Origin of the sequence: Morganella sp. EGD-HP17, from assembly GCF_000512315.2 — a bacterium.
GTDB lineage: Bacteria > Pseudomonadota > Gammaproteobacteria > Enterobacterales > Enterobacteriaceae > Morganella > Morganella morganii.
Genome location: NZ_AZRH01000021.1, coordinates 13,739 through 32,090 on the forward strand (window position 1 = coordinate 13,739; position 18,352 = coordinate 32,090).

At 47.2% G+C, this 18,352-nt stretch carries 36 protein-coding genes and 1 tRNA gene; 11 read left to right on the forward strand and 26 right to left on the reverse strand.

All coding sequences use genetic code 11. The annotated features are described in order from the left end of the window. The 24 genes from X965_RS17315 to X965_RS17425 all read right to left on the reverse strand — a co-directional run bounded on the left by X965_RS17315 (position 1) and on the right by X965_RS17425 (position 12,209). The gene (locus X965_RS17315) at positions 1-603 is read right to left on the reverse strand and encodes a hypothetical protein (RefSeq protein WP_036419243.1); all 603 of its coding nucleotides are present in this window, start codon (positions 601-603) and stop codon (positions 1-3) included. A 2-nt stretch (positions 604-605) separates the two neighbouring features. Then, the gene (locus tag X965_RS17320) at positions 606-803 is read right to left on the reverse strand and encodes a hypothetical protein (RefSeq protein ID WP_036419246.1); all 198 of its coding nucleotides are present in this window, start codon (positions 801-803) and stop codon (positions 606-608) included. 169 nt (positions 804-972) lie between these two features. Next, positions 973-1,155: a hypothetical protein gene (locus tag X965_RS17325; protein WP_156341077.1), complete on the reverse strand. Its 183-nt coding sequence runs from the start codon at positions 1,153-1,155 to the stop codon at positions 973-975. Positions 1,156-1,187: 32 nt separating this feature from the next. Beyond that, entirely contained in the window at positions 1,188-1,721 is a 534-nt protein-coding gene (locus tag X965_RS17330; protein WP_036419251.1) for a Rha family transcriptional regulator, read from the reverse strand. Between the two features lie 400 nt (positions 1,722-2,121). Then, positions 2,122-2,571 carry a lysis protein gene (locus X965_RS17335; protein WP_036419252.1) on the reverse strand — a complete coding sequence of 150 codons (450 nt, stop codon included), beginning with the start codon at positions 2,569-2,571 and terminating at the stop codon, positions 2,122-2,124. A 1-nt stretch (position 2,572) separates the two neighbouring features. Continuing rightward, positions 2,573-3,055 (reverse strand): TIGR02594 family protein, encoded by a 483-nt coding sequence (locus tag X965_RS17340; RefSeq protein ID WP_036419254.1) that lies wholly within the window; start codon positions 3,053-3,055, stop codon positions 2,573-2,575. Continuing rightward, positions 3,048-3,362 carry a phage holin family protein gene (locus X965_RS17345; protein WP_311133472.1) on the reverse strand — a complete coding sequence of 105 codons (315 nt, stop codon included), beginning with the start codon at positions 3,360-3,362 and terminating at the stop codon, positions 3,048-3,050. The genes X965_RS17340 and X965_RS17345 overlap by 8 nt, the downstream gene beginning before the upstream one ends. A gap of 99 nt (positions 3,363-3,461) precedes the next feature. Beyond that, positions 3,462-3,537 (reverse strand) — tRNA-Met (locus X965_RS17350). 340 nt (positions 3,538-3,877) lie between these two features. After that, positions 3,878-4,507: a hypothetical protein gene (locus tag X965_RS17355; RefSeq protein ID WP_051997366.1), complete on the reverse strand. Its 630-nt coding sequence runs from the start codon at positions 4,505-4,507 to the stop codon at positions 3,878-3,880. Next, a complete protein-coding gene (locus X965_RS17360) occupies positions 4,504-4,704 on the reverse strand; it encodes an NINH (protein ID WP_036419257.1) in 201 nt (66 codons plus the stop codon). Before X965_RS17360 ends, X965_RS17355 begins: the two co-directional genes overlap by 4 nt. Then, complete coding sequence (locus tag X965_RS19940; protein WP_036419260.1) at positions 4,694-5,350, reverse strand: HNH endonuclease; 657 nt, start codon at positions 5,348-5,350, stop codon at positions 4,694-4,696. The genes X965_RS17360 and X965_RS19940 overlap by 11 nt, the downstream gene beginning before the upstream one ends. Further along, complete coding sequence (locus X965_RS17370) at positions 5,343-5,984, reverse strand: recombination protein NinG (protein WP_036419263.1); 642 nt, start codon at positions 5,982-5,984, stop codon at positions 5,343-5,345. Before X965_RS17370 ends, X965_RS19940 begins: the two co-directional genes overlap by 8 nt. A 190-nt stretch (positions 5,985-6,174) precedes the next feature. Next, complete coding sequence (locus X965_RS17375; RefSeq protein WP_036419266.1) at positions 6,175-6,615, reverse strand: hypothetical protein; 441 nt, start codon at positions 6,613-6,615, stop codon at positions 6,175-6,177. Then, positions 6,612-6,809: a hypothetical protein gene (locus X965_RS17380; RefSeq protein ID WP_036419269.1), complete on the reverse strand. Its 198-nt coding sequence runs from the start codon at positions 6,807-6,809 to the stop codon at positions 6,612-6,614. The genes X965_RS17375 and X965_RS17380 overlap by 4 nt, the downstream gene beginning before the upstream one ends. After that, positions 6,806-7,249: a recombination protein NinB gene (locus X965_RS17385; protein ID WP_036419271.1), complete on the reverse strand. Its 444-nt coding sequence runs from the start codon at positions 7,247-7,249 to the stop codon at positions 6,806-6,808. Before X965_RS17385 ends, X965_RS17380 begins: the two co-directional genes overlap by 4 nt. After that, positions 7,250-7,966, reverse strand: coding sequence for a site-specific DNA-methyltransferase (locus X965_RS17390; protein ID WP_036419274.1), 717 nt, complete (start codon positions 7,964-7,966; stop codon positions 7,250-7,252). Positions 7,967-7,969: 3 nt separating this feature from the next. Beyond that, positions 7,970-8,164, reverse strand: coding sequence for a Lar family restriction alleviation protein (locus X965_RS19945; RefSeq protein ID WP_072144594.1), 195 nt, complete (start codon positions 8,162-8,164; stop codon positions 7,970-7,972). Then, positions 8,161-8,541: a phage protein NinX family protein gene (locus tag X965_RS17395; RefSeq protein WP_051997368.1), complete on the reverse strand. Its 381-nt coding sequence runs from the start codon at positions 8,539-8,541 to the stop codon at positions 8,161-8,163. Before X965_RS17395 ends, X965_RS19945 begins: the two co-directional genes overlap by 4 nt. After that, positions 8,541-8,735 (reverse strand): hypothetical protein, encoded by a 195-nt coding sequence (locus tag X965_RS17400; protein WP_036419278.1) that lies wholly within the window; start codon positions 8,733-8,735, stop codon positions 8,541-8,543. The genes X965_RS17395 and X965_RS17400 overlap by 1 nt, the downstream gene beginning before the upstream one ends. A gap of 274 nt (positions 8,736-9,009) precedes the next feature. Next, positions 9,010-10,374 (reverse strand): replicative DNA helicase, encoded by a 1,365-nt coding sequence (locus X965_RS17410; protein WP_156341080.1) that lies wholly within the window; start codon positions 10,372-10,374, stop codon positions 9,010-9,012. A gap of 5 nt (positions 10,375-10,379) precedes the next feature. After that, positions 10,380-11,216: a replication protein gene (locus X965_RS17415; protein ID WP_051997369.1), complete on the reverse strand. Its 837-nt coding sequence runs from the start codon at positions 11,214-11,216 to the stop codon at positions 10,380-10,382. Beyond that, entirely contained in the window at positions 11,206-11,376 is a 171-nt protein-coding gene (locus X965_RS19595; protein ID WP_004904149.1) for a hypothetical protein, read from the reverse strand. The genes X965_RS17415 and X965_RS19595 overlap by 11 nt, the downstream gene beginning before the upstream one ends. A 103-nt stretch (positions 11,377-11,479) precedes the next feature. Then, entirely contained in the window at positions 11,480-11,806 is a 327-nt protein-coding gene (locus X965_RS17420) for a hypothetical protein (RefSeq protein ID WP_025154244.1), read from the reverse strand. Positions 11,807-11,981: 175 nt separating this feature from the next. Beyond that, the gene (locus tag X965_RS17425; protein WP_036419286.1) at positions 11,982-12,209 is read right to left on the reverse strand and encodes a hypothetical protein; all 228 of its coding nucleotides are present in this window, start codon (positions 12,207-12,209) and stop codon (positions 11,982-11,984) included. A gap of 108 nt (positions 12,210-12,317) precedes the next feature. Here X965_RS17425 and X965_RS17430 point away from each other — a divergent pair, with 108 nt between their 5' ends. The 4 genes from X965_RS17430 to X965_RS17445 are packed head-to-tail and all read left to right on the forward strand — an operon-like array spanning position 12,318 to position 14,475. Continuing rightward, a complete protein-coding gene (locus X965_RS17430; protein WP_036419289.1) occupies positions 12,318-13,016 on the forward strand; it encodes a S24 family peptidase in 699 nt (232 codons plus the stop codon). A gap of 38 nt (positions 13,017-13,054) precedes the next feature. Then, positions 13,055-13,537, forward strand: a complete 483-nt coding sequence (locus X965_RS17435) for a tetratricopeptide repeat protein (RefSeq protein WP_051997370.1) — start codon at positions 13,055-13,057, stop codon at positions 13,535-13,537. A gap of 49 nt (positions 13,538-13,586) precedes the next feature. Beyond that, the gene (locus X965_RS17440) at positions 13,587-13,961 is read left to right on the forward strand and encodes a hypothetical protein (protein WP_036419292.1); all 375 of its coding nucleotides are present in this window, start codon (positions 13,587-13,589) and stop codon (positions 13,959-13,961) included. Further along, positions 13,942-14,475, forward strand: coding sequence for a hypothetical protein (locus tag X965_RS17445; protein WP_036419295.1), 534 nt, complete (start codon positions 13,942-13,944; stop codon positions 14,473-14,475). Before X965_RS17440 ends, X965_RS17445 begins: the two co-directional genes overlap by 20 nt. A 42-nt stretch (positions 14,476-14,517) precedes the next feature. Here X965_RS17445 and X965_RS17450 read toward each other — a convergent pair whose 3' ends face one another. Next, positions 14,518-14,718, reverse strand: a complete 201-nt coding sequence (locus X965_RS17450) for a hypothetical protein (RefSeq protein WP_036419297.1) — start codon at positions 14,716-14,718, stop codon at positions 14,518-14,520. A 429-nt stretch (positions 14,719-15,147) separates the two neighbouring features. On the opposite strand from X965_RS17450, the gene X965_RS19395 reads away from it, so the two are divergent. Further along, positions 15,148-15,297 (forward strand): hypothetical protein, encoded by a 150-nt coding sequence (locus tag X965_RS19395; RefSeq protein ID WP_156341078.1) that lies wholly within the window; start codon positions 15,148-15,150, stop codon positions 15,295-15,297. A gap of 226 nt (positions 15,298-15,523) precedes the next feature. Next, entirely contained in the window at positions 15,524-15,700 is a 177-nt protein-coding gene (locus tag X965_RS19400; protein ID WP_156341079.1) for a hypothetical protein, read from the forward strand. Here X965_RS19400 and X965_RS17455 read toward each other — a convergent pair. Further along, positions 15,697-15,876 carry a hypothetical protein gene (locus tag X965_RS17455; protein WP_036419298.1) on the reverse strand — a complete coding sequence of 60 codons (180 nt, stop codon included), beginning with the start codon at positions 15,874-15,876 and terminating at the stop codon, positions 15,697-15,699. The two genes, X965_RS19400 and X965_RS17455, sit on opposite strands and share 4 nt — an antisense overlap. Positions 15,877-16,216: 340 nt before the next feature. On the opposite strand from X965_RS17455, the gene X965_RS17460 reads away from it, so the two are divergent. From X965_RS17460 to X965_RS17480, 5 genes are all read left to right on the forward strand, one after another. Next, complete coding sequence (locus X965_RS17460) at positions 16,217-16,432, forward strand: hypothetical protein (RefSeq protein WP_036419301.1); 216 nt, start codon at positions 16,217-16,219, stop codon at positions 16,430-16,432. A 193-nt stretch (positions 16,433-16,625) separates the two neighbouring features. Then, positions 16,626-16,826, forward strand: a complete 201-nt coding sequence (locus X965_RS17465; RefSeq protein WP_036412791.1) for a hypothetical protein — start codon at positions 16,626-16,628, stop codon at positions 16,824-16,826. Beyond that, entirely contained in the window at positions 16,823-17,032 is a 210-nt protein-coding gene (locus X965_RS17470; protein ID WP_036419304.1) for a hypothetical protein, read from the forward strand. The genes X965_RS17465 and X965_RS17470 overlap by 4 nt, the downstream gene beginning before the upstream one ends. Continuing rightward, positions 17,029-17,766, forward strand: coding sequence for a phage recombination protein Bet (gene bet, locus X965_RS17475; protein WP_036419307.1), 738 nt, complete (start codon positions 17,029-17,031; stop codon positions 17,764-17,766). Before X965_RS17470 ends, bet begins: the two co-directional genes overlap by 4 nt. Beyond that, on the forward strand, positions 17,747-18,343 hold the full coding sequence (locus X965_RS17480) for a lambda exonuclease family protein (protein WP_036419309.1): 597 nt from the start codon (positions 17,747-17,749) through the stop codon (positions 18,341-18,343). Before bet ends, X965_RS17480 begins: the two co-directional genes overlap by 20 nt. Positions 18,344-18,352: the final 9 nt, after the last annotated feature.

The following is an 18,352-nucleotide window of genomic DNA, read 5'->3' on the forward strand; positions in this document are numbered from 1 at the left end:
TTATTTGCTCGATAGTTCGTCCATCAGGTCGGATAGCTGGCTGGCTGTTTTATTTGGCTGCATGTCATCAAGCCCATACGCCTGACGCTCAAGACCGATAAGGTTCTTCAGTGTTTCGCTCAGCGCTTTGGCTGATTTGACCCGCTCAGGCAGAGAGATTGCCGCATGGTAAAGCTCATTCAGCTTGTCTCGCCCGTTGTCATCAGGCTCAATCATCAGCTCACCGAGTTTCTCCAGTGCGGCCACATCGGCACACTCTGCGCTCAGTTCATCAAACAGCACGTTAGCCAATTCACGCGCCCGCCGGATATCGCCGCGATGCTCCATGCGAACGTTGGTTATTACCTCTGCGGTGGCTTCGATAAGTACGCGTTCCGATAGCGCCGTTTCACTGCGTACCTGCCTGCGTACCTCCTGCTTGCGTACCATGTCATCAGACCTAGCTTTTATCTTCGCATTCAGATCACGTGACCAATCGTCACGCTTTGCTCTCTTTCTTATCGCCCCTTCGGATATGTCATGCTGTGAGGCAATTTCACGGAGTGACATCACGCCAGCTCTGTAAGCCGACTCGATGGCCTCCCAGTCTGGTCTTTTAGCCATTCCTACTCCTTGCTCTTTTCATCTACCACCGGAATGTATCTGATGTCGCTGATTTCATCCGGTGCGATATATGTCCATGAACCGTCCAGACCGGCAATACCAATCAGCCCGTTAGTAATACGCGGCTCTTTCGTTGTCATCAATCCGTGATATGTAGTGCCGTCCTTTTTGGTTGCTGTGACTTCGTATTTTTCAGTCATGTTAGCCTCAGTTGATTGATGTTCACCATTTCTTCCACCGCGGCAGGTGTCGCCGCATATGAGGGTGTCTTTATCCCGGTGTTACCGATTATTCTGGATGTCCACACGCTCGCTGTGAGGAGTGGCACAGGTCGTGGCTAATGTGGCAGAGGAGATCGGCGGCTCGGTTTTAATTAAGTGCTCTCATGAATATCTTTGCGATAGTTTTTATCTGCCGGACGTTACCGCGGCCTGAAACAGAAATTCCGCGAACGCAACCAACGCGTTTGGCCTCTGCCAGCAGGCTCCCGCACTCCACCGTCACAACAGCGGATTCATCGCAGCCTTTGGCGTCAATTTTGAAATGTTTCATTTTCTCACCCATAAAAAAGACCGCCCAGCGGTCTATTCTGCATCAGTAAAAATTAACTTCGGCTGAGTCAGTGCAAGGATCTGCTCATACTCAATGGAGAGAGCCTTTTTCTCTTTCTTGCGACTATGCATCATCTGACTACCCAGCCGCCCTTTCAGCTCAGACTTAGCAGCCTTTAGTGCATGCCGGTGCTGCGCTTCTTCGCCCAGGTCTTTCCATCTGGTGATCTGCTCAGTCATCCAGTTGAACGCCTGGATAAATTTTATCTTAATAAGCATCGCTGCTTTGCCGGTGAAACTCATTACCAGAAGCATGTAACCGTCTTTCGATAACTTATACATTGGCTGGATATCGCCATTTTTATCAATGTAATCAGTGGGCTCAAAATTGAGCTCAGCAAATTCATCAGGGCAATCGCTGATTGTTTGCTTTATTTTTCTCAGTACGTTCTTGTGAGTTTTACCAAAATAATCGGCAATCTTTTTGCTGGTAGTGAATACCTGCCCATCAGATGCCATTACCATTTTCTGGAAATTAAACTCAGGTAGCACGATTGAAGTAGTCATGGTGTAAATCCTTATAGAAAAGCGAACCTGTTCACCAGAAATAACCGCCCCACAGAAACACCATTAACGGGATTTCTCAGGCTCGACTTTCTGTAAGGTTCTGTGAGTATTTTGATTGCGCGGTGAATGCGCCGGTGAAATGCGTAGAGTCGCAACCTTCGCCACGTTACCTACGTTGCTGGGTCACTTGCGGCTCACCCGCCAGCCAGATATGGACCACCTCACTTATTTGCGAAGAATCCATTAAAAAGCCCCGCTATTTAGCGAGGCCAGTTGCCGTTTCGTTCTGCGATTTCATCAATCAATCGCTCAAATTTCTTTGTTTCGGCTATGTATGCTCTCATTGCGAATGACCCAACGAAGAAGCCAGCAACGAAAGCAGCCAGAATTACGATATAAATCATCTCAGGCACTCCGTTCTGATGTAGTCCTGCAGATACAGGGTCTGCTTTTCGTTCTCAGCCATCATTTCTCTGAGACGCCAATAATCTTGTTCAGTTGCTTCACTAAGTCGTGAGGCGGCTTCATTGCTTCCGCTTTCGGTGGTATCGGTTCCGCTCTTGGGGCATTCAGCGCGGACGTACACCCGTTTGTTGCCAGACTTAACAGCATCACGCAGGCTATCAATTTCAGTTTTGGCATTGGTTAACTCCTGCGTGTACATGGTGTCCAGTTCGTGAAGTGACTGAATGCGGGATTTGTAGTCTTTGTTGATGGCGACCTGCTCAGCAAACTGAGAGGAAAGCAGCTGATAGTTATCTTTCAGACCACCATACAGATGCAGGATAAGCAGCAGGCCAATGACCAGCACCACACAGATACCAGCCAGTGCTTTTGTCAGCCAGTCCATATCATGACTCTTTCACTGATAGCGCAGCGTTACCAGCCGGCAGCGGGGGATTATCCACCGGAACACCTGACGGCCACCGGTAACCGGTAACACGGTCGGTACCGAATGCCTTGATATTTACCGCGTCTGACTGATTACCGCCCAGCACCATCAGTTGACCTGATTCTGTTTTACCGACCACGAAGCCAACATGACCGCCGCCGGCACGGGAGAATGTGACAATGCAACCATATGCTGGCTCTTTCAGCATGTCACCAAACGCCAGATATGAGCGGGAAGAATCAGAACGGGTCGAACGAATACCGGCACGTTCCAGGCAGGCATTAACAAATCCTGCGCACCACGGCACTTTGCGCGCAGTGCCAACCAGTCCGCGCAGTTTGCTGTCAATCCACATCTGGTCTACAGCTGCGGAACCTGCCGCTGTGTGTTCTGATACGCCGATTTCTTTCCGGGCTTCAGTAATCCATTTTGGCTCAGTCATCACTCACCTTCCGTAAAAGTCGCTTCTCAAGGGTTTTAATCAGTTCAGCGCCAGACCAGCCAGCAAGACCAGCGATACCGCCTGCCAGCTCAGGCACCCACTGGTAATAACTGGAGGCCAGATACACCATCGCACCGGCAAAGATGGAGACAATCACCTGAAGGAAGAAAAATCCCCAGCTTATTTTTTCTCCGTTAAGCACCTTGTAGGCGCAGCTTGCGGCAGTGCCGAGAAGAGTCATGATGCTAATGAGCATTCCCACAAGCCAGTTGTAGTTTCCGGGGTCTTTATAGGGCATTTTACGCATACCTCCCCCTTAGCTTGGGGCTGGTTAGATAATAGGGTGCCGCGCACAGTATCTCTGCGCTGATTACGTTTGTTTGTTCAGGATTCTGTGGCGGCGTATTGGTGCCCCGAGACCGGATTCGAACCGGCAACCCATCGGTTATGAGCCGAGCGCTCTACCGTTGAGCTACTGGGGCGTATATGAAAAAAGGCCGCACATGGCGACCTTTGGAATGTGAACTATCCGGAAACTCCGGAGAGTTGAACCTGTAAGTAACTCTTACAAGTTGCAGATATGAAAAAGCCCCACCGAAGTGAGGCTCTGTTTTATCAAAGATAACTATGGGGTGACCCGTCGCAATCCTTAATCCTAAGCAAATTATATCGACCTCTCAGCCGATGCGGTTCGAGTCCCAGCCTGCGGCGAAGTGACGAACTAGGCGGTATCGATAACAGGAGCCGCCTCTTTTACCCTGTTACCTGCTCTTTGCTTTACTGGCCGAGCATATCACAAATATACATGTCCATAACTTTTTTTCAAGTTATTTTTGATATATTTCCTGACAACTCTCCTTTTATAACGCGCTCTCTGGCTATTTCATCCTGCATAACCATATAGACTCTTGCATTAAATAAACTAATGCACCATCTAACCCGGTCTGTGCATTGTTTTATCGTTAGCCATGGAGCTATTTTTTCCTGCATATAATTTGCGAGATTTTGCATTGTTTCTCTGTGAAGATAGTAATCAGTAGCGATTACATATACGGGATTGGTTTTATCGAAGGCTTTCAATATTGATTTTTCGACAAAGTCAGCTTCATCTACATCGTTGGCGCGCTGAAACATGCTGCTGAGTGATTGTTTTGGAAATAATATTGACTGCGCTTTCTTCAGTAATTCCTCTCCCTTATATCCAAGTTTTCGAAGAGAGTTGAAGGCATCGGTAAACCTGTCCAGATTTTCCATAGACCAGCCCGTTAAAAATCGCCATACCCCATCACTCCCACCATAACCAGGACTGTCACTACCGCGCATTTCGTCAGCCCACACAGTAATGATGGCTCTGACCCACCTGTCTTGTGCCGGAGTTAATTGACGCGCCTTCCCGAGGTGAGATTTTCTGGGTGAATTAGCAGCAGCCGTATAAGAAACACTATCTCTCATTGATCTTTCCCCTGGTTGCCTTTCATCTTGGATTTGGTCATCAGCACACCGTTGTAGATAACGTGCATTTCACACCGGGCATCACGGTGAAACTTCCTGACTGTATGCCGGTTTATTCCCAGTTCGCTCGCCAGTGCGGTCATGTTTCCGTGGTGCTTAATCAGCATTTCCGGTATCGATGTGATTTCAGGTCGCATTCTTCAGCTCCTTCAGTTTCCTCAGGCATTTGACCACATGGTTATTTTGGTACTTCGGGGTGTATTGCCCGCCGGGTGATGTCGATTTATGCGTTACCTTTTCTCCGTAAATAGCATCATAGGGAGAAGCGCCGCTTTTTATTCTTCTGGTGATAGTTGAATGCGATACGGCAACACCAGGCATCCTGCTCCACTCAGTAGCAGTGAGAGTTAACCCATTGCATGTAATTGCCACCCGCCCGTTTCTCTGGTGCTCAACTTGGCGACTCCTGGTTCGCATGACATTGCACCCGTTACATAGAAACCTGAGATTTTCCGGTGAGTTATCACTGATATTTTCGTTTATGTGATCGACATGAACGGTAACCCAGTTCGCTGATTTTCCACACCTTTCGCAACTCATTGGGTTATCGCCATGTAACTGGTACATAACTACGCGGTGTTCATATGCATATCCATTCTTCATTGCCAGTGGGTGTTCTGGCAGATATAGCATCTGATACCCCTTCGCATTATGGGTTCTGAACGATCGACCTTTCTTTTCGTAGCTTCCGGTTCTCATCATCCTGAAATAATGCATTTGGCAAACCATCTGCGACTTATACATGGCCTGGCGGTCACAACCGGCAACTTTGCACTTACACATTGAAGTCTCCTTTTTTCTTCAGTTCCTTCACTTTGGCTCTGTACTCATCGCGGATTCGGATATAATCCTCCCGCTTCCAGTGCGGTATCTCATGCGGACCGCGCAACCAGTCAACTAACTCCTGTCCAAACTTCTCAACCAACCGCAGCTCGTACTGCTGCGTGACGGTGGCATTTTTGCGTGAGAATTTACCGGCCCCGGCATTACATGATTTGCATTGCTTATATGCGTTGCGTTCATCAAATCTGAGCTCAGGATGCGACCCAACAGACAGGAAGTGACCACAATCCCACTGCCCACCATGTAAATCAGGCGGATTGGCTTCACCGCAACTGATGCATGGCTCATCACGGTCTCTGAGTCGGATAAATTGGTTAAACGCTGTTTGGGCTTGCTGCCGAAAATAAGAGGTGGGTTTTACTGCTAACTTGCGGATTTTGAGTTTGTCTTTTGCTTCACGTTCTTTTTGCTGCATCTCCTTTTTTAATTTGGCCTCGGCCTTTTCCCTTTCCCTGCTTCGTCGCTTTATTGCCAACTCAGCGCCGTGTTCCGGGCAGCACCACCATTCGTTACTGAATTTCGGGTGAAACCATGCCCGGCATATCAGGCACTTTCGCCGCGGCTGCTTTGCCATAATCACCACCAGTATTCATAGATGCCGAGTGCAATAACAAATATCACCCAGCTCAGAGTGAACGGATTGCTCAGATATCCCAGGATGCGCTTAATCATCACCATCTCCCTTTATCTTCTCCACAACTTCCAGATGCGGACATTCGTTGGCGCACTGGTCGCACACATAAACTTCATCGTCGGCCAGTTCTTTACTGCACAGTTGGCATTCCACAGCGCACCTCCCGCAGCATTGCGTCAATTCTGGTTATTTCTGACCGGCCAAAATCCGGAGTGATGTACGCCTTACTGACCACCTTCCCGCAAAATTCAATGCGCTTTGGCGGCTCTTCAGGAATAACAACCTCCTGGATGACCGGCGCTTCAGGTTTGCGTCTTGATTCGTTTCGATGCTGATACAGGCGGGTTACAGCGTGAGGTGATACTGCAAACAGTGGTGCTGGATGACCTTGCTTACTGCGGATGCTTCCGACCTTCACAAGGCACCCCATGTTCACCATTGCCTTGGTGTATGGCCACATGTTTTCTTTTGACGAGCCGCAGCGCAGCGCTATCTCAGTGTTGGTGAGTTGGTCGATATCTCTGCATCGCCTGATGATGTCCACATATGTGCTGAATTGATACTCTGTCATCGCCACATCCTGTTAACCATTGCTCGTGGTGTCGGTTTCAGATATTTGACTACCGGCAGATACACGGTAACGTCGAAATACTGAGGGTTGATATTCAGTGACTTCACCGGGTTATATCCTTTACGCCTGTAGTGAGCACAGAGGTTATCGGCTTCGTCATTGGTGAGAAGCTGGTGTATGTGAGGTTTTTTCATGCGTCCTGCTCCGTTTTGAGTTTCATATATTCCGAATTCTCGGGTATCGTCACAAAACAACCGATGCCTGTAGCCCAGCGTTCAACCTGCCCCATGAAGTGGAACATTTCCCCGGTGTCTAACTTTGATGTTTTTCTCATAGTCCTTACGCGCTCTGTATGCTGCGTGGTGGCGTCTATCATTTCAGTGACCTCGTAGCCAAGGAATGTATGCTTAAGCATTTCCTTGACTGTCTCAGGCGTGAATTTAGAGCCGTTGTCACACAGATACTTGCTTATCTCACCGCACCACTGATGAAAGAGGCGGTTTTGTGGCAGTGAGCGGGTAGATTTCCAGGGCTTGATGATTACTCGGTGGGGTTTGTTTGTTGCGAGTGCTTCTTTGAGGTGTTGCCAGGCTGCATCTTTGGTTGTTTCGTGGAAGAGAAATTCTGCTTCCATTTAGCCTCCTATCCTCTGCTTGGCTATTTTGTAGTACTGCAGTTCTCGCTCAATGCCAATAAACCGTCGACCGCTATTTTTACTGGCGATTGCCGCTGTCCCGCTCCCCATTGTGAAATCCAATACGGTTTCCCCTTGGTTGCTGTATGTCTCAATAAGATATTGAACAAAAGAAACCGGTTTTTGCGTCGGATGCAGGCCTCCGTTTTTTTGCTTATCGCTTGGGAATTTTTGCACATCCCTTGGGTATCTTGATGTTGAATCATAAGAAACCATCTTTGTTGCAGCGCCGTAAACCTCTGTCTTTGGTTCGCCACGGGATGACGTTTTTCTTTCATGACCATGCGTCATTTGTGGGTTGTACACCGGAGGCTTTCTGTAAAATACTTGGATATTTTCATGCGCCCTTAATGGTTGTCTCTTCGCATTCAGAAACCCTGTAGCGTGGGTTTTCTCCCATATCCATTCCGTTTTCCAATCTCTGATATTGCTTGCAACCAATACGCTGGTGAATGGCTGCGCTGAAAACAGGACTATTGCAGCCTCTGGTTTTGCCACCCGGTACAGCTCTTCCCACATTCGCTGCAGGTTTAATACGGAGTCCCATTTGCATTGTGTTGTGCCATATGGGATGTCAGCGCAAACCATATCGATAGTGCCGCTTTCGATTGTTGGCAGAACGTCAAAACAGCACCCATGGTAAAGTTGGATATCCATCCCCTACTCCTTCTCACATTGTGGTGCTCTGTGGTTCCAGGCAGAGATTGCTTCTTTGGTATCTGTATAGCCAAATTTGTTTGATGGACAAATAGTGTTAGAGCAGAGAACCAAATGACCCAAATCATCGTCATGGTAATATTCGCCGCGACCTCCGCAAAACGGGCATGGCTTAAGCTTCTGTGTTTTCTCTGTCATTTCAGTAGTTCCTCAGGTACGACAACCTCGTCGCCAAAATGCACACCAACAACAGCACGGCAAATTGCATATGATGGCGAGTTGCACATGTTTGTTGTGTACTCATCACCGCCGTTATAATAAACATTGGCATACCAGCGATCTGAATCTTCCGTTCCTTCCTCTCCGTCATGCGCTTCGGGAACCAGTGCAATCTGATAGTCAATTAACAACGCATGACACTGATTCCACTCGATTGATGGACTGTATATGATTTGGCTGTAATCACTACCAACAGTAATTAATCCATTGGATGTTTTCGGCGCATATCCCACAGCCAGTGCCACTGCATAATCCAGCGCAAGGCCTGAAAGCTCATTCGTTTTTACTGTTTTCATCACTCCTCCGGTGGTTGTGTCTGGTACGGCAGTCTGCTGTGAACTCCGGCATTCCATGCACGGTATCTGACTTCAATCTCGCTCAACTTGTACCCATAGGTACCGAAAAAGTCTTTTCTCCGTTTGTTCATGATGAACTCAGGCGTATAGCCAAGTTCCCCCGCACACCACTTTTCAAAATCCGTTGGTTCCATAATCAACGCTCCTCTGTGAACCGAACTAAACACTCGCGGTTAGAAATGCGCAGGTAAGCCTTTCCCCTTGGAAAGCACCGGGATAATTTTCGATCAAGGTGGGGTGTCTTGCTTTTCACTGGCTTGTCGCTGTGAAACAACTTGATTTCTCTTGGCTGTTGCTTATCTAACAACAGATTGAAATTGTTAAAGTTAGCGTTGAATTCTTCGTAATCGTAATCTTTGTGAAATAAAATACCCATAATTAAAAGTCCTTCTGTCTTGGGTTATGCCGTCACACGTCAGCGCCTTTGAATCTGCGCTGTGCTGGCTGGTTACTTTGCTGACAAATATTTGCTGCCATAGCCTGGTCAGTGTCGAGAAAGTGCCCGTCTTTGAATAGCTGATACACGGTCCCTAATTTACCGAACCGGTTTTTTGTGACGATGATTTCAGCGTAATTAGCAGCAGGCGAGTTTTCGTTATACACACCGTCCCGGTACAGCATGATGATGGCATCCGCATCCTGCTCAACGCTTCCTGAATCGCGAAGGTCCGCATTCGTCGGGCGTTTGTTTGGGCGTTTTTCCACATCACGGGATAGCTGGCTGAGAGAGATAACCGGGGTCCGCAGGTCCTTAGCCATTGCTTTCAGGCTTGCTGAAATGTGACCAATAGCCAGGTCATTACGCTCTGCCTTTGGCTTTTCAATCAGGCCGAGGTAGTCGACAAGGATGAGAGATAAATTCGGATTGGCCCATTTATGTCGACCTGATATAGCACGGATTTGCTCGACCGTTAATTTACTGGCATCGACAACCCACACATCGAGATCCACTATGCGGCCCATGCCGACTGTAACCTTTGTCCAGTCTTCCTGGTCCATCTTCGCCGGATTGCGCAGGGATGAAACCGGCATGCTTGCGGCCCCCGCAATCTGACGCTCGATAATCTGCTGAGAGTCCATTTCCATTGAGAAAATCAAAACGCCTTTTTTCTGGCTGGTCCCGCGAATGGTCTGTGAAGCAACGCCCTTGGTTATTCTCAGTGCAAGCTCTGTCTTACCCATGCCGGGCCGTGCCGCAACAATAACCAGGTCAACAGGGTTTATCCCGCCGGTAATATCATCAAGGTCCGGGATACCGGTTTTCAGCGTGTCAGACTCATCGCCATTCTGGACCCGCTTTTCAAGCATCTGCGCGTAGTCTTCGGCTATTTCCTTCAGGTGAACGGGCCGGATTTCATCCTGCGGGGCCCGGATTTCAGATGCCTTTGCCAGAAACTGGTCCATTGCCTCAGTCGCCGCGTCTACGGTCCCGTGTTCGATTTGTCCGCGCACAGAGTCCATCAGCTCAATCATCTTTCGGCGGCAGTGAAGGTCCACAACCATCTTCGCGTAGCCTTTCAGGTTGGCGGCGCTCGGACAGTTTTTCGCGGCCTCCATCACGTTGCTGAACTGATCACCCATTTCCTCGGCAACCATCAGAACGTCAATCAGCCCACGGGCCTTCGCCTGCTTCCTGATAACCTCATAGGTCCTGCGGCAAAATCCGGACCCGAAGAATTCAGGCTCCATCGTTGCGAGAACATCACTGGCATCCTGTGTTAACCCGCTAATCAGCAGACCGCCGATAACACTCGATTCAACTTCAAAATTAATCACGACTACCTCCCTGTGAGACTTGGTTTTCCTTCGCGGACCGCGGTTAGTGTGTCCTCTTTCAGCAGATACTCGATGTCCGCTGTCCATCCGCGATCACCTTCCCCGAAATAAAATGGCTTAGCCATCCTGACGAAAGCCCGTACATAGGCTCGCCAGCCGTCGACGTTTGGAGTTGCCAGTTTCGGAATTATTTTCTTCAGGTTGCGTTTTCGCTTCTCAGTGAGATCGATGGCGTGAGGCAGGCGATCACCGACTTCCTCGTTGTAGGCAATGAGATATTCGTCGTAATTGATTTTCACTGCCCGGCGCTTTTTAGGTTTAACCAACCCTTCCGCTTCACCCCCGACGGGGGTATGGGGGTTAGTTTCTTTCTTTTCTTTTGTAATAGTTTCTTTTGTGTGACTCTGTTTTGGTGACAACGCTGTCACCGTTTTGGTGACACTTTTTGTCACTGTTTTGGTGACATTGTCACCAGAGTAGTGACACCCTGTGATTTCCCACTCACTAACGTTCTTGTTTGGCCCGATTCTCGGTCCATCCATAACGACTACACGCATTGCTATCAGCTCGTTTTTCGCCTTGTTAACTTTCTGCCGGGGCAGGTTGGTCAGCTCACTTAACTGGCTATCAGCAATGCGGTCCGACTTCTTGCCGAAGCCGTAAGTTTTCCGGCAAATAGCGTGTGCTACCTTGGCCTGATTTTTTGTTAAGTCAGCGCCTATCAGGGCCTCATACAGAGCATTTGCAAGTCTGGTGTACCCATCATCAAGATCTGCCACCGTTGGCCTCTCTTGCCGTCGTGCGGCTCCAAAGTCAGCGTATGCAACGTTACTGTTCATGCCGTTTACCTCCGGTGATTTCCTGTCGGTGTTCAAGGCGTAATTTCGCATCATCAAATGCCGCCCTGAGTGCTTTTGCTCCCTGCTCCGTTACGGCTCTCGCCTCACGTTCCCGCATGATGTTTTTGTGCACAGCGCTGTAATTAAACCGTTGTTTCATGTATAATTACTCCGTCGTTATCTGTATCAAAAAAGGGGAAACCGTATATTCCCCTTTCCTAAATCACTGGTTATTGATACAGTGTGATTGTTAAGTGCTTTTCTTAATGCGCCTCTGCTGCTCCAACAGCTGGGGCGTTTTCTTTTGTTCTCATCAGAGAGAGCTCGCCGATCTGCTTCCACAGAAACCGGTACTCTTCCTCGCTGATTTTCTTCTCGCCTGGCAAAACAAAATCTGTGATACCGGCTGCGGCCAATGTCTCGCATATCTCCGGTAACTTTTCTGTTCTGCGTAAGACTGTTGAATCGTGTACACCTAGCAGTTTTGCAACCACTGTCTGTGTGGTGCTTCTCAGTGCCTGATGAGCTGTTGCCATCAGATGATTTGACACAAACCGGTTAAACGATTTGCGTGGATTTGCATTTTCCATAATTCATAATGTCCTTATTGAGATACAGTTATTCGCTCACTTCCTGTGAGGGGTTGCTGTGTTGAAAAAAATGTAATTTGGTGGGTTCTGCCTCTTCGGTACATTGTCTCCTTGGAGATACGCCGCCCGCCCGACAATATGCTGTGCCGTTCAGCTACTGATTTTTGTGTGGATGTTATGCAGCAAGCTCCGGCCAATTTTTTTCCCAGTCTTCTGGGTACAGATGCTGGCGCTTAACTTCTGCATTGCTGTTTTTTTCAATAAGCACACAAAGCTCTGTGCCAAGCTTCGTGCCTTTTGAAATTGCTTTTCTCAGGTACCCGATTGTCGTACCGCAACGTTTTGCGAATGACTCCTGTTCTGATACCGAAAGCGCATTTAGGAAAATCCGTAATTGTTCCATGCGTTGTCCTTGTTTACCTATGCGTGGAACAAATATACCCATAGGTATACATTTAATCAATACCCATAGGCAATTTACCGTTAGGTAATTTTGTCGGATGATTTAGCCATGAACGCTGAAAACGATTTATTTGAAAAAAGAAGACAGAAGCTATCTGAGCTTGTTTCCCAATACGGGACGCAAGAGGAATTTGCTCGGGCTATAGGAAAGGACAAATCTTACGTATCCAGAATGCTCTATCCGCCCGAAAAGAAAGGGTATAAGCGCATAGGGGACAAAATGGTTCTTGCTATTCAAACTGCTTTAGGCCTGCCTCATGGCTGGATGGATGGGATTGCAGGCACGGATATTCCTGCGCCGTCTCCAAGTGCATCCTACAAAGTGGAAATCCTCGATGTTGAAGCCAGCGCTGGCCCGGGCGTTATGGTTTTAGATGATTTTATTGAAACCATCACGGCAATTGAGTATTCCGCGGAAGAAGCCAAGAGGCTGTTTGGCGGAAGGCCAGCTGATACCGTTAAGATGATCACTGTGAAAGGTGACTCCATGGCGGACACCTTCGAACCACGCGATCAGATATTCGTTGATATGAATGTTAACCATTTTGACGGTGATGGAATCTATGTTTTCATACTGGACAATCAGCTCTATATCAAACGTCTGCAAATGCAGCACAAGCGCCTTGCTGTGATATCAGATAACCCAAAATATGAAACATGGCACTTGCATGAAGAGTCTATTGATGGCGTCTTCATACAAGCTAAGGTACTTGTAAGCCAGTCTATTAAGTATAAATTCCACGGATAGCATTGGCTTGAGAATTCTCTTTATTATTTGGGGATAAAATGAAAATAGTAACCATTTTTCTTGCAGCCTTTCTGTTTTCGTCATCTGCGATGTCGGCAACTTCTCACGATTATTTTAATGATGTTAAAGCGAAGGCAGAAAAAGGCGATCCGGAAGCCCAATATAATCTATCTATTTCTTATCGCGTTGGTCAAGGCGTCCGACAAGACATGAAAAAATCAATGCAGTGGTTGGAAATTTCTGCCAAGAATGGGTATGTGAAAGCTCAAAACTGGCTTGGGTTTTCTTATTTACACGGCAAGGATGTCCCGCAAAATTATGACAAGGCTCTCAAATGGCTAACTACAGCTGGTAAGCAAGGTGATGAAGGCTCGTTGTTTATTTTGGCCGGCATGTACGAAGAAGGGAACGGTGTAAAAAAAGATATATCCAGAGCCAAGGAATATTATGGGGTAGCTTGTGACAATGGTAGCCAGATCGGCTGCAACGCCTACAAAGAGCTAAACCAGCAGGGATACTAACAGTGGCCTGACGACACGTTTTAGGGTGTGTAAATAAAAGGATTAAGTAATGAGTGATGATAAAATAATAAAATTCAATGATTTCGCAAAATTTCTTAACTTGCAATCTGGAAGTCATGTATGTCCAATATGTGGTGGTGATGAGTGGGATCTGCATACTCCAGAACACGCAGTGATAACATCCCCAGACGGGAAAACAAAAAAGAATATTGTCCCAACGATTCCTGGATCCACCAGAATAGACAGTAATGACGAACCACAAAATCAATTATTCCAAACGCCAGTTTTGAATTTACTTGTTATGACATGCAATAAATGTGGTTATGTTAATTTATTCAATTACCAAAAAGTGAAAGACGCCTTAGCTGCTGAATCAAATGATAATTCCAATCAGGGGACTACCGATGAGCCAGCAGGAAAATAAATATACCAGGAAGGTTGATTACCCACTGCCTCGATCTGGTGCATACATCCCAGCTGGGACTATTGACCATAGCATGCGAACTCCTGCATACTATCCTACAGATATTGTATTTGTCTCCGAGCGACCAATGCCCGGACAACATAAACCAAAAAATGAGGAGGGTGAGTTTTCTATGAAAAAAATTATAACTACATACCTTCCATTTCTTGGATTGGCTCTGACTATATTGATAGCCTTTGGCGGTTTTGCTTGGAAGGTGTCCGATAAGATAAATGAGTCAAACAATGAATTAAGAAAAGAACTACAGTCCTCTATCTCTGCCAATAGGCAAGAAATAACAGTATTGATAAACTCCATTGACAGTAGAAATAATGATCGATTCAACAGAGTCGACACGCAATTCGATAAAGTCGAATCACGTATAGATAAAATTGAATCCAAAATCGATGATAATTTCAAAGAAACGAACAGAAATATCAACGATATCAAAGAGTTGATATCTAAAAGCAAGTAATAAAATAACCACCCAGCCCTCCCCGCGAGGGCTTTTTTGTGCCTATCTCTCAACCATCTTTATCGCATCATTCAATAACGCCTTGATTTCCTTCGTCGGCGCTTCTTTCTTGTGCTGCCGGAGTTCGTCGAGCAAATCATCCCGGAAGATGATGTCGCCACGGCTATTCAGTGTGTACATCACCACCTTGCCGACAGTCCCCATTACCTTCTCATAGTGCTCTCGCTGTTCTGCTTCGGTCATAAATCCCCCTGCTTTTTCGACATAATGGCGATTTATTAACCGCATCATTGTGATCTGCGTCCAATCGTGACGATTTTTTGAAAATAAATTGGGTGTGAAATCAATCAGGTAAACTTTTTTGCGTCATTTTGTTTACCTGTGGGTATTTACATTCAAATTACCCGCAGGTATATTTATATCCATCGAAGGGCAACCGCAGTATGAAAACACCTTCATTGTTCTTTAACAATCTGGATTTTACATCAGGCGCTGAGCGGAGAGATTCGCACAACTCAGTTCCCCGACAATCCCCAGCCTTCAAGGGGGTGTGGCATTCTCGGGCAAGCGGCGGACAGTATCTGATGTTTATTTCTTACTTTAGCGTCCTGCTTGCTAGGGCGCTACGTTAAGCAATAACGCCAAATTACTTAACTGAATGAGGGCAAGAGGATGAGCATTAACCGCGACGCAGTAGAGGACCTGATCGAACAGTATGATGACGCCATCAGCGACAGAAACATCCCACTAGCACGTTTACTGAAAGCTGAACTGAATGATGCCGTTGAAGCAGCGCACGCCGAAGCAATGGAGGCGATATGACAACTACTCAACTATATGCACAAGAGTGCAAACAGTCTCAGCGTAAATATATGGCAATGGCAAAAGCTGACCGGTCATTTCCGGAGGCGAGAAAGTTGGCGGTAGATATGGCACTGCTAAATCGCAAACACGCCCGTGAATGGTCAGGATTGCCTGTGTGAACTCAGATATTAATTATAGCCCATTCGGTGAGTGGGCTATGGTGAGTTAATAACAGGAGATGGATATGAAATTTGAAGAGTTACCAGTAAATGCACAAACTGCGGCGTTTGAAGCATTCAGAGAAATAGCAGGCAGAGAATTATTATTGACATCAGGCGAACCCAATGAAGAACAAAAAGCCAGACTTAATAATCTGGCTGAAAGCATAGCTTTGGGGTTTGTTAAGCTTTACGAAAGCTAGTTTTGATTTATTTTTTCAAACCTATCTTTCAATAAATCAAAAAACTTAATTACATCAGTAGCTTTCCTTTCTCCTCCGTGTGTTTCTGCCGTAAAAGAACCTGCTTTAATCATTTCTAGCGTTAGCTGGTACGCGGCCGCAGTTGGGTGGGATTTAGGATTAACTATGTCAGGCATATAAACATTCCTTATTTTGACTGTGGAATGCTCAGATTATCAGATTCCTTGACTGTGGAAAGCGAGGATAGTCGCAAGACTGACAGCCCGGAAAGACGGGCATCCAGTCAGTATTGGGATTGGTGAATGCGCAGGCTGATGCGCTGAGACGTCAAGCGTGAATTGCCCAGCGTCGGGGCAGCGGTAACCGGTCAGGCGGATGCGGTGTTATGTCTATGCGGTTGAAACACGCAATGCAGGAGTTCAGCACCTGCCACCAATCACCAATACTGACTAACACCCCGCAGCGGGGATAACTATTCGGACATCACGTAGCACAGGGAAGTGCATAGGAGGAAGTATGACAGATAAAACAGGTGGCTCGGCGTTTCCAATGATTGGCAGTGTAGCCTACAACTCAGATTGGAGTATCGACCCAGGAATGACGCTGCGGGATTATTTTGCAGCAAAAGCTATGGCATCAGTCCCGTTAGCTTTAGATAGTAATGAGCAGCAATTAATAGCCAATGCTGCTTATGCACAGGCAGATTCAATGCTCAGAGCAAGGGAGAAATAGCCACCCTGCTCTCTTTCACACAGAAGTAACCCACCCTATCCCACCTCGGGATATCAGCAGGTAATCACATGACTATCAATCAGAACGTTTTCCGTCTGGCGCAAGCACAGGCGCGGGTAGCTATACGCCAGAAATGCGATGACATCTGGTGGTTAGCGATGGAATTACTCAGAGAAAGTTACGGGAGGCAGGCATGCACAAGATAACTATCGAATCAAAACACCTGGCGACAAGCACTGAGCAAGCAGGATGCGGAAATCAGCGCGCCGTCATTTATTTTGACCGTAATTCAAGCGTGGAAACAATGGACGTTGAAACGCTTATCTTGCTGCTTAATCCGGAGAAGGAAACTCTGGAAAAGATACTTAGGGAACGATACGGGGAGGCAGCATGAACGCATACGCAGCACTGGATGCTCAGGAAGAGCGGCGGCTGGAGCATGCAGCATGGCAGGATGCCGTGGACACGGAAGTTCAGCAGATAACATCGGATGTTTTCTTTGGTGTGGATCAGTCAATTTTAGACAAATTCAGTGACGATGCGCAGGACGCGCTTTTTAACTCGCTGTGCAAACAAATAAAAAGGAGATTCTTTTCATGAGTAACTCACTGGTGTCGATGGCTGGCTCTCTCGCACAAAAGCTTGATCTGGCAATCGACGAGAAAGACCTGATTAACACACTGCGGTCTACGGCATTCAAGGCTGAGGCAACAGACCAGCAGTTTCTTGCGCTTCTCATTGTCGCCAATCAGTACAACCTGAACCCATGGACAAAAGAGATTTACGCTTTCCCGGACAGGACGGGAATCGTTCCTGTTGTTGGCGTTGATGGATGGGCGCGGATCATTAACGGCAACAAAAATTTTGACGGCATGGAGTTCGAAATGGATGACGAATCGTGCACATGCAAAATTTACCGCAAAGACCGGAATCACCCGACATCAGTAACGGAATACATGAGTGAATGTAATCGCGGAACCCAGCCGTGGAAATCTCACCCTAAACGCATGCTGCGGCATAAAGCCATGATTCAGTGTGCACGTCTGGCATTCGGGTTTGCTGGCATTTACGACCAGGATGAAGCAGAGCGCATCACGGAAAATACACCGGCTGGAGTTATCAACGGGCAGGAAAGTCATGAAAACCGGCCTGAGCTCATCGTGCGCTGTGAAGATGCTGCAAAAAACGGAATGGAAGCATTTAAGCAGCTATGGACAGAGCTTACCCCAGAAGAAAGGACGATCATCGGGTCAGCAGATAAAGAGCGAATCAAAAACAGTATCGCCATTGATGCCGAATACACTGAGGTGACAGATGGAGCAGAGAACGGATGAGTGGTTTGCGGCCAGGCTAGGGAAAGTCACAGCAAGCAATATTGCAAAAGTAATGGCGAAAGGCGGCGGAGCGACAAGGAAGAATTATATGGCTCAGCTGGTTTGCGAAACGCTGACAGGTCAAAAGGAAGAGACCTTTAAATCAGCAAGTATGGAGCGCGGTAACGAGCTTGAGGCGGTGGCAAGGGAAATGTACTGCCTCAACGAATTCGACGCCACGGTAACGGAAACCGGCTTTATTCTGCACCCCACCATTGAGCTTTTCGGAGCCAGCCCGGACGGCCTTGTAAACGATGACGGATTAATCGAAATCAAGTGCCCGAACACAGCAACTCATATTGAGACCATAAAAACCGGAAAGCCAAAGCGTGAATACATCCTTCAGATGCACGGCCAGATGATGTGCACCGGTCGAAGGTGGTGTGACTTTGTCAGCTATGATAACCGGCTTCCGGAAAATCTCGCCTATTTCAAAACACGGATTGTTTTTGATGAAGTACTTGCCAGTGAAATAGAAACGGAAATTCGCGAATTCACGAAAGATCTCAGGGAAGAAATCGAGTTTTTAACCAAATAACCCCACTGC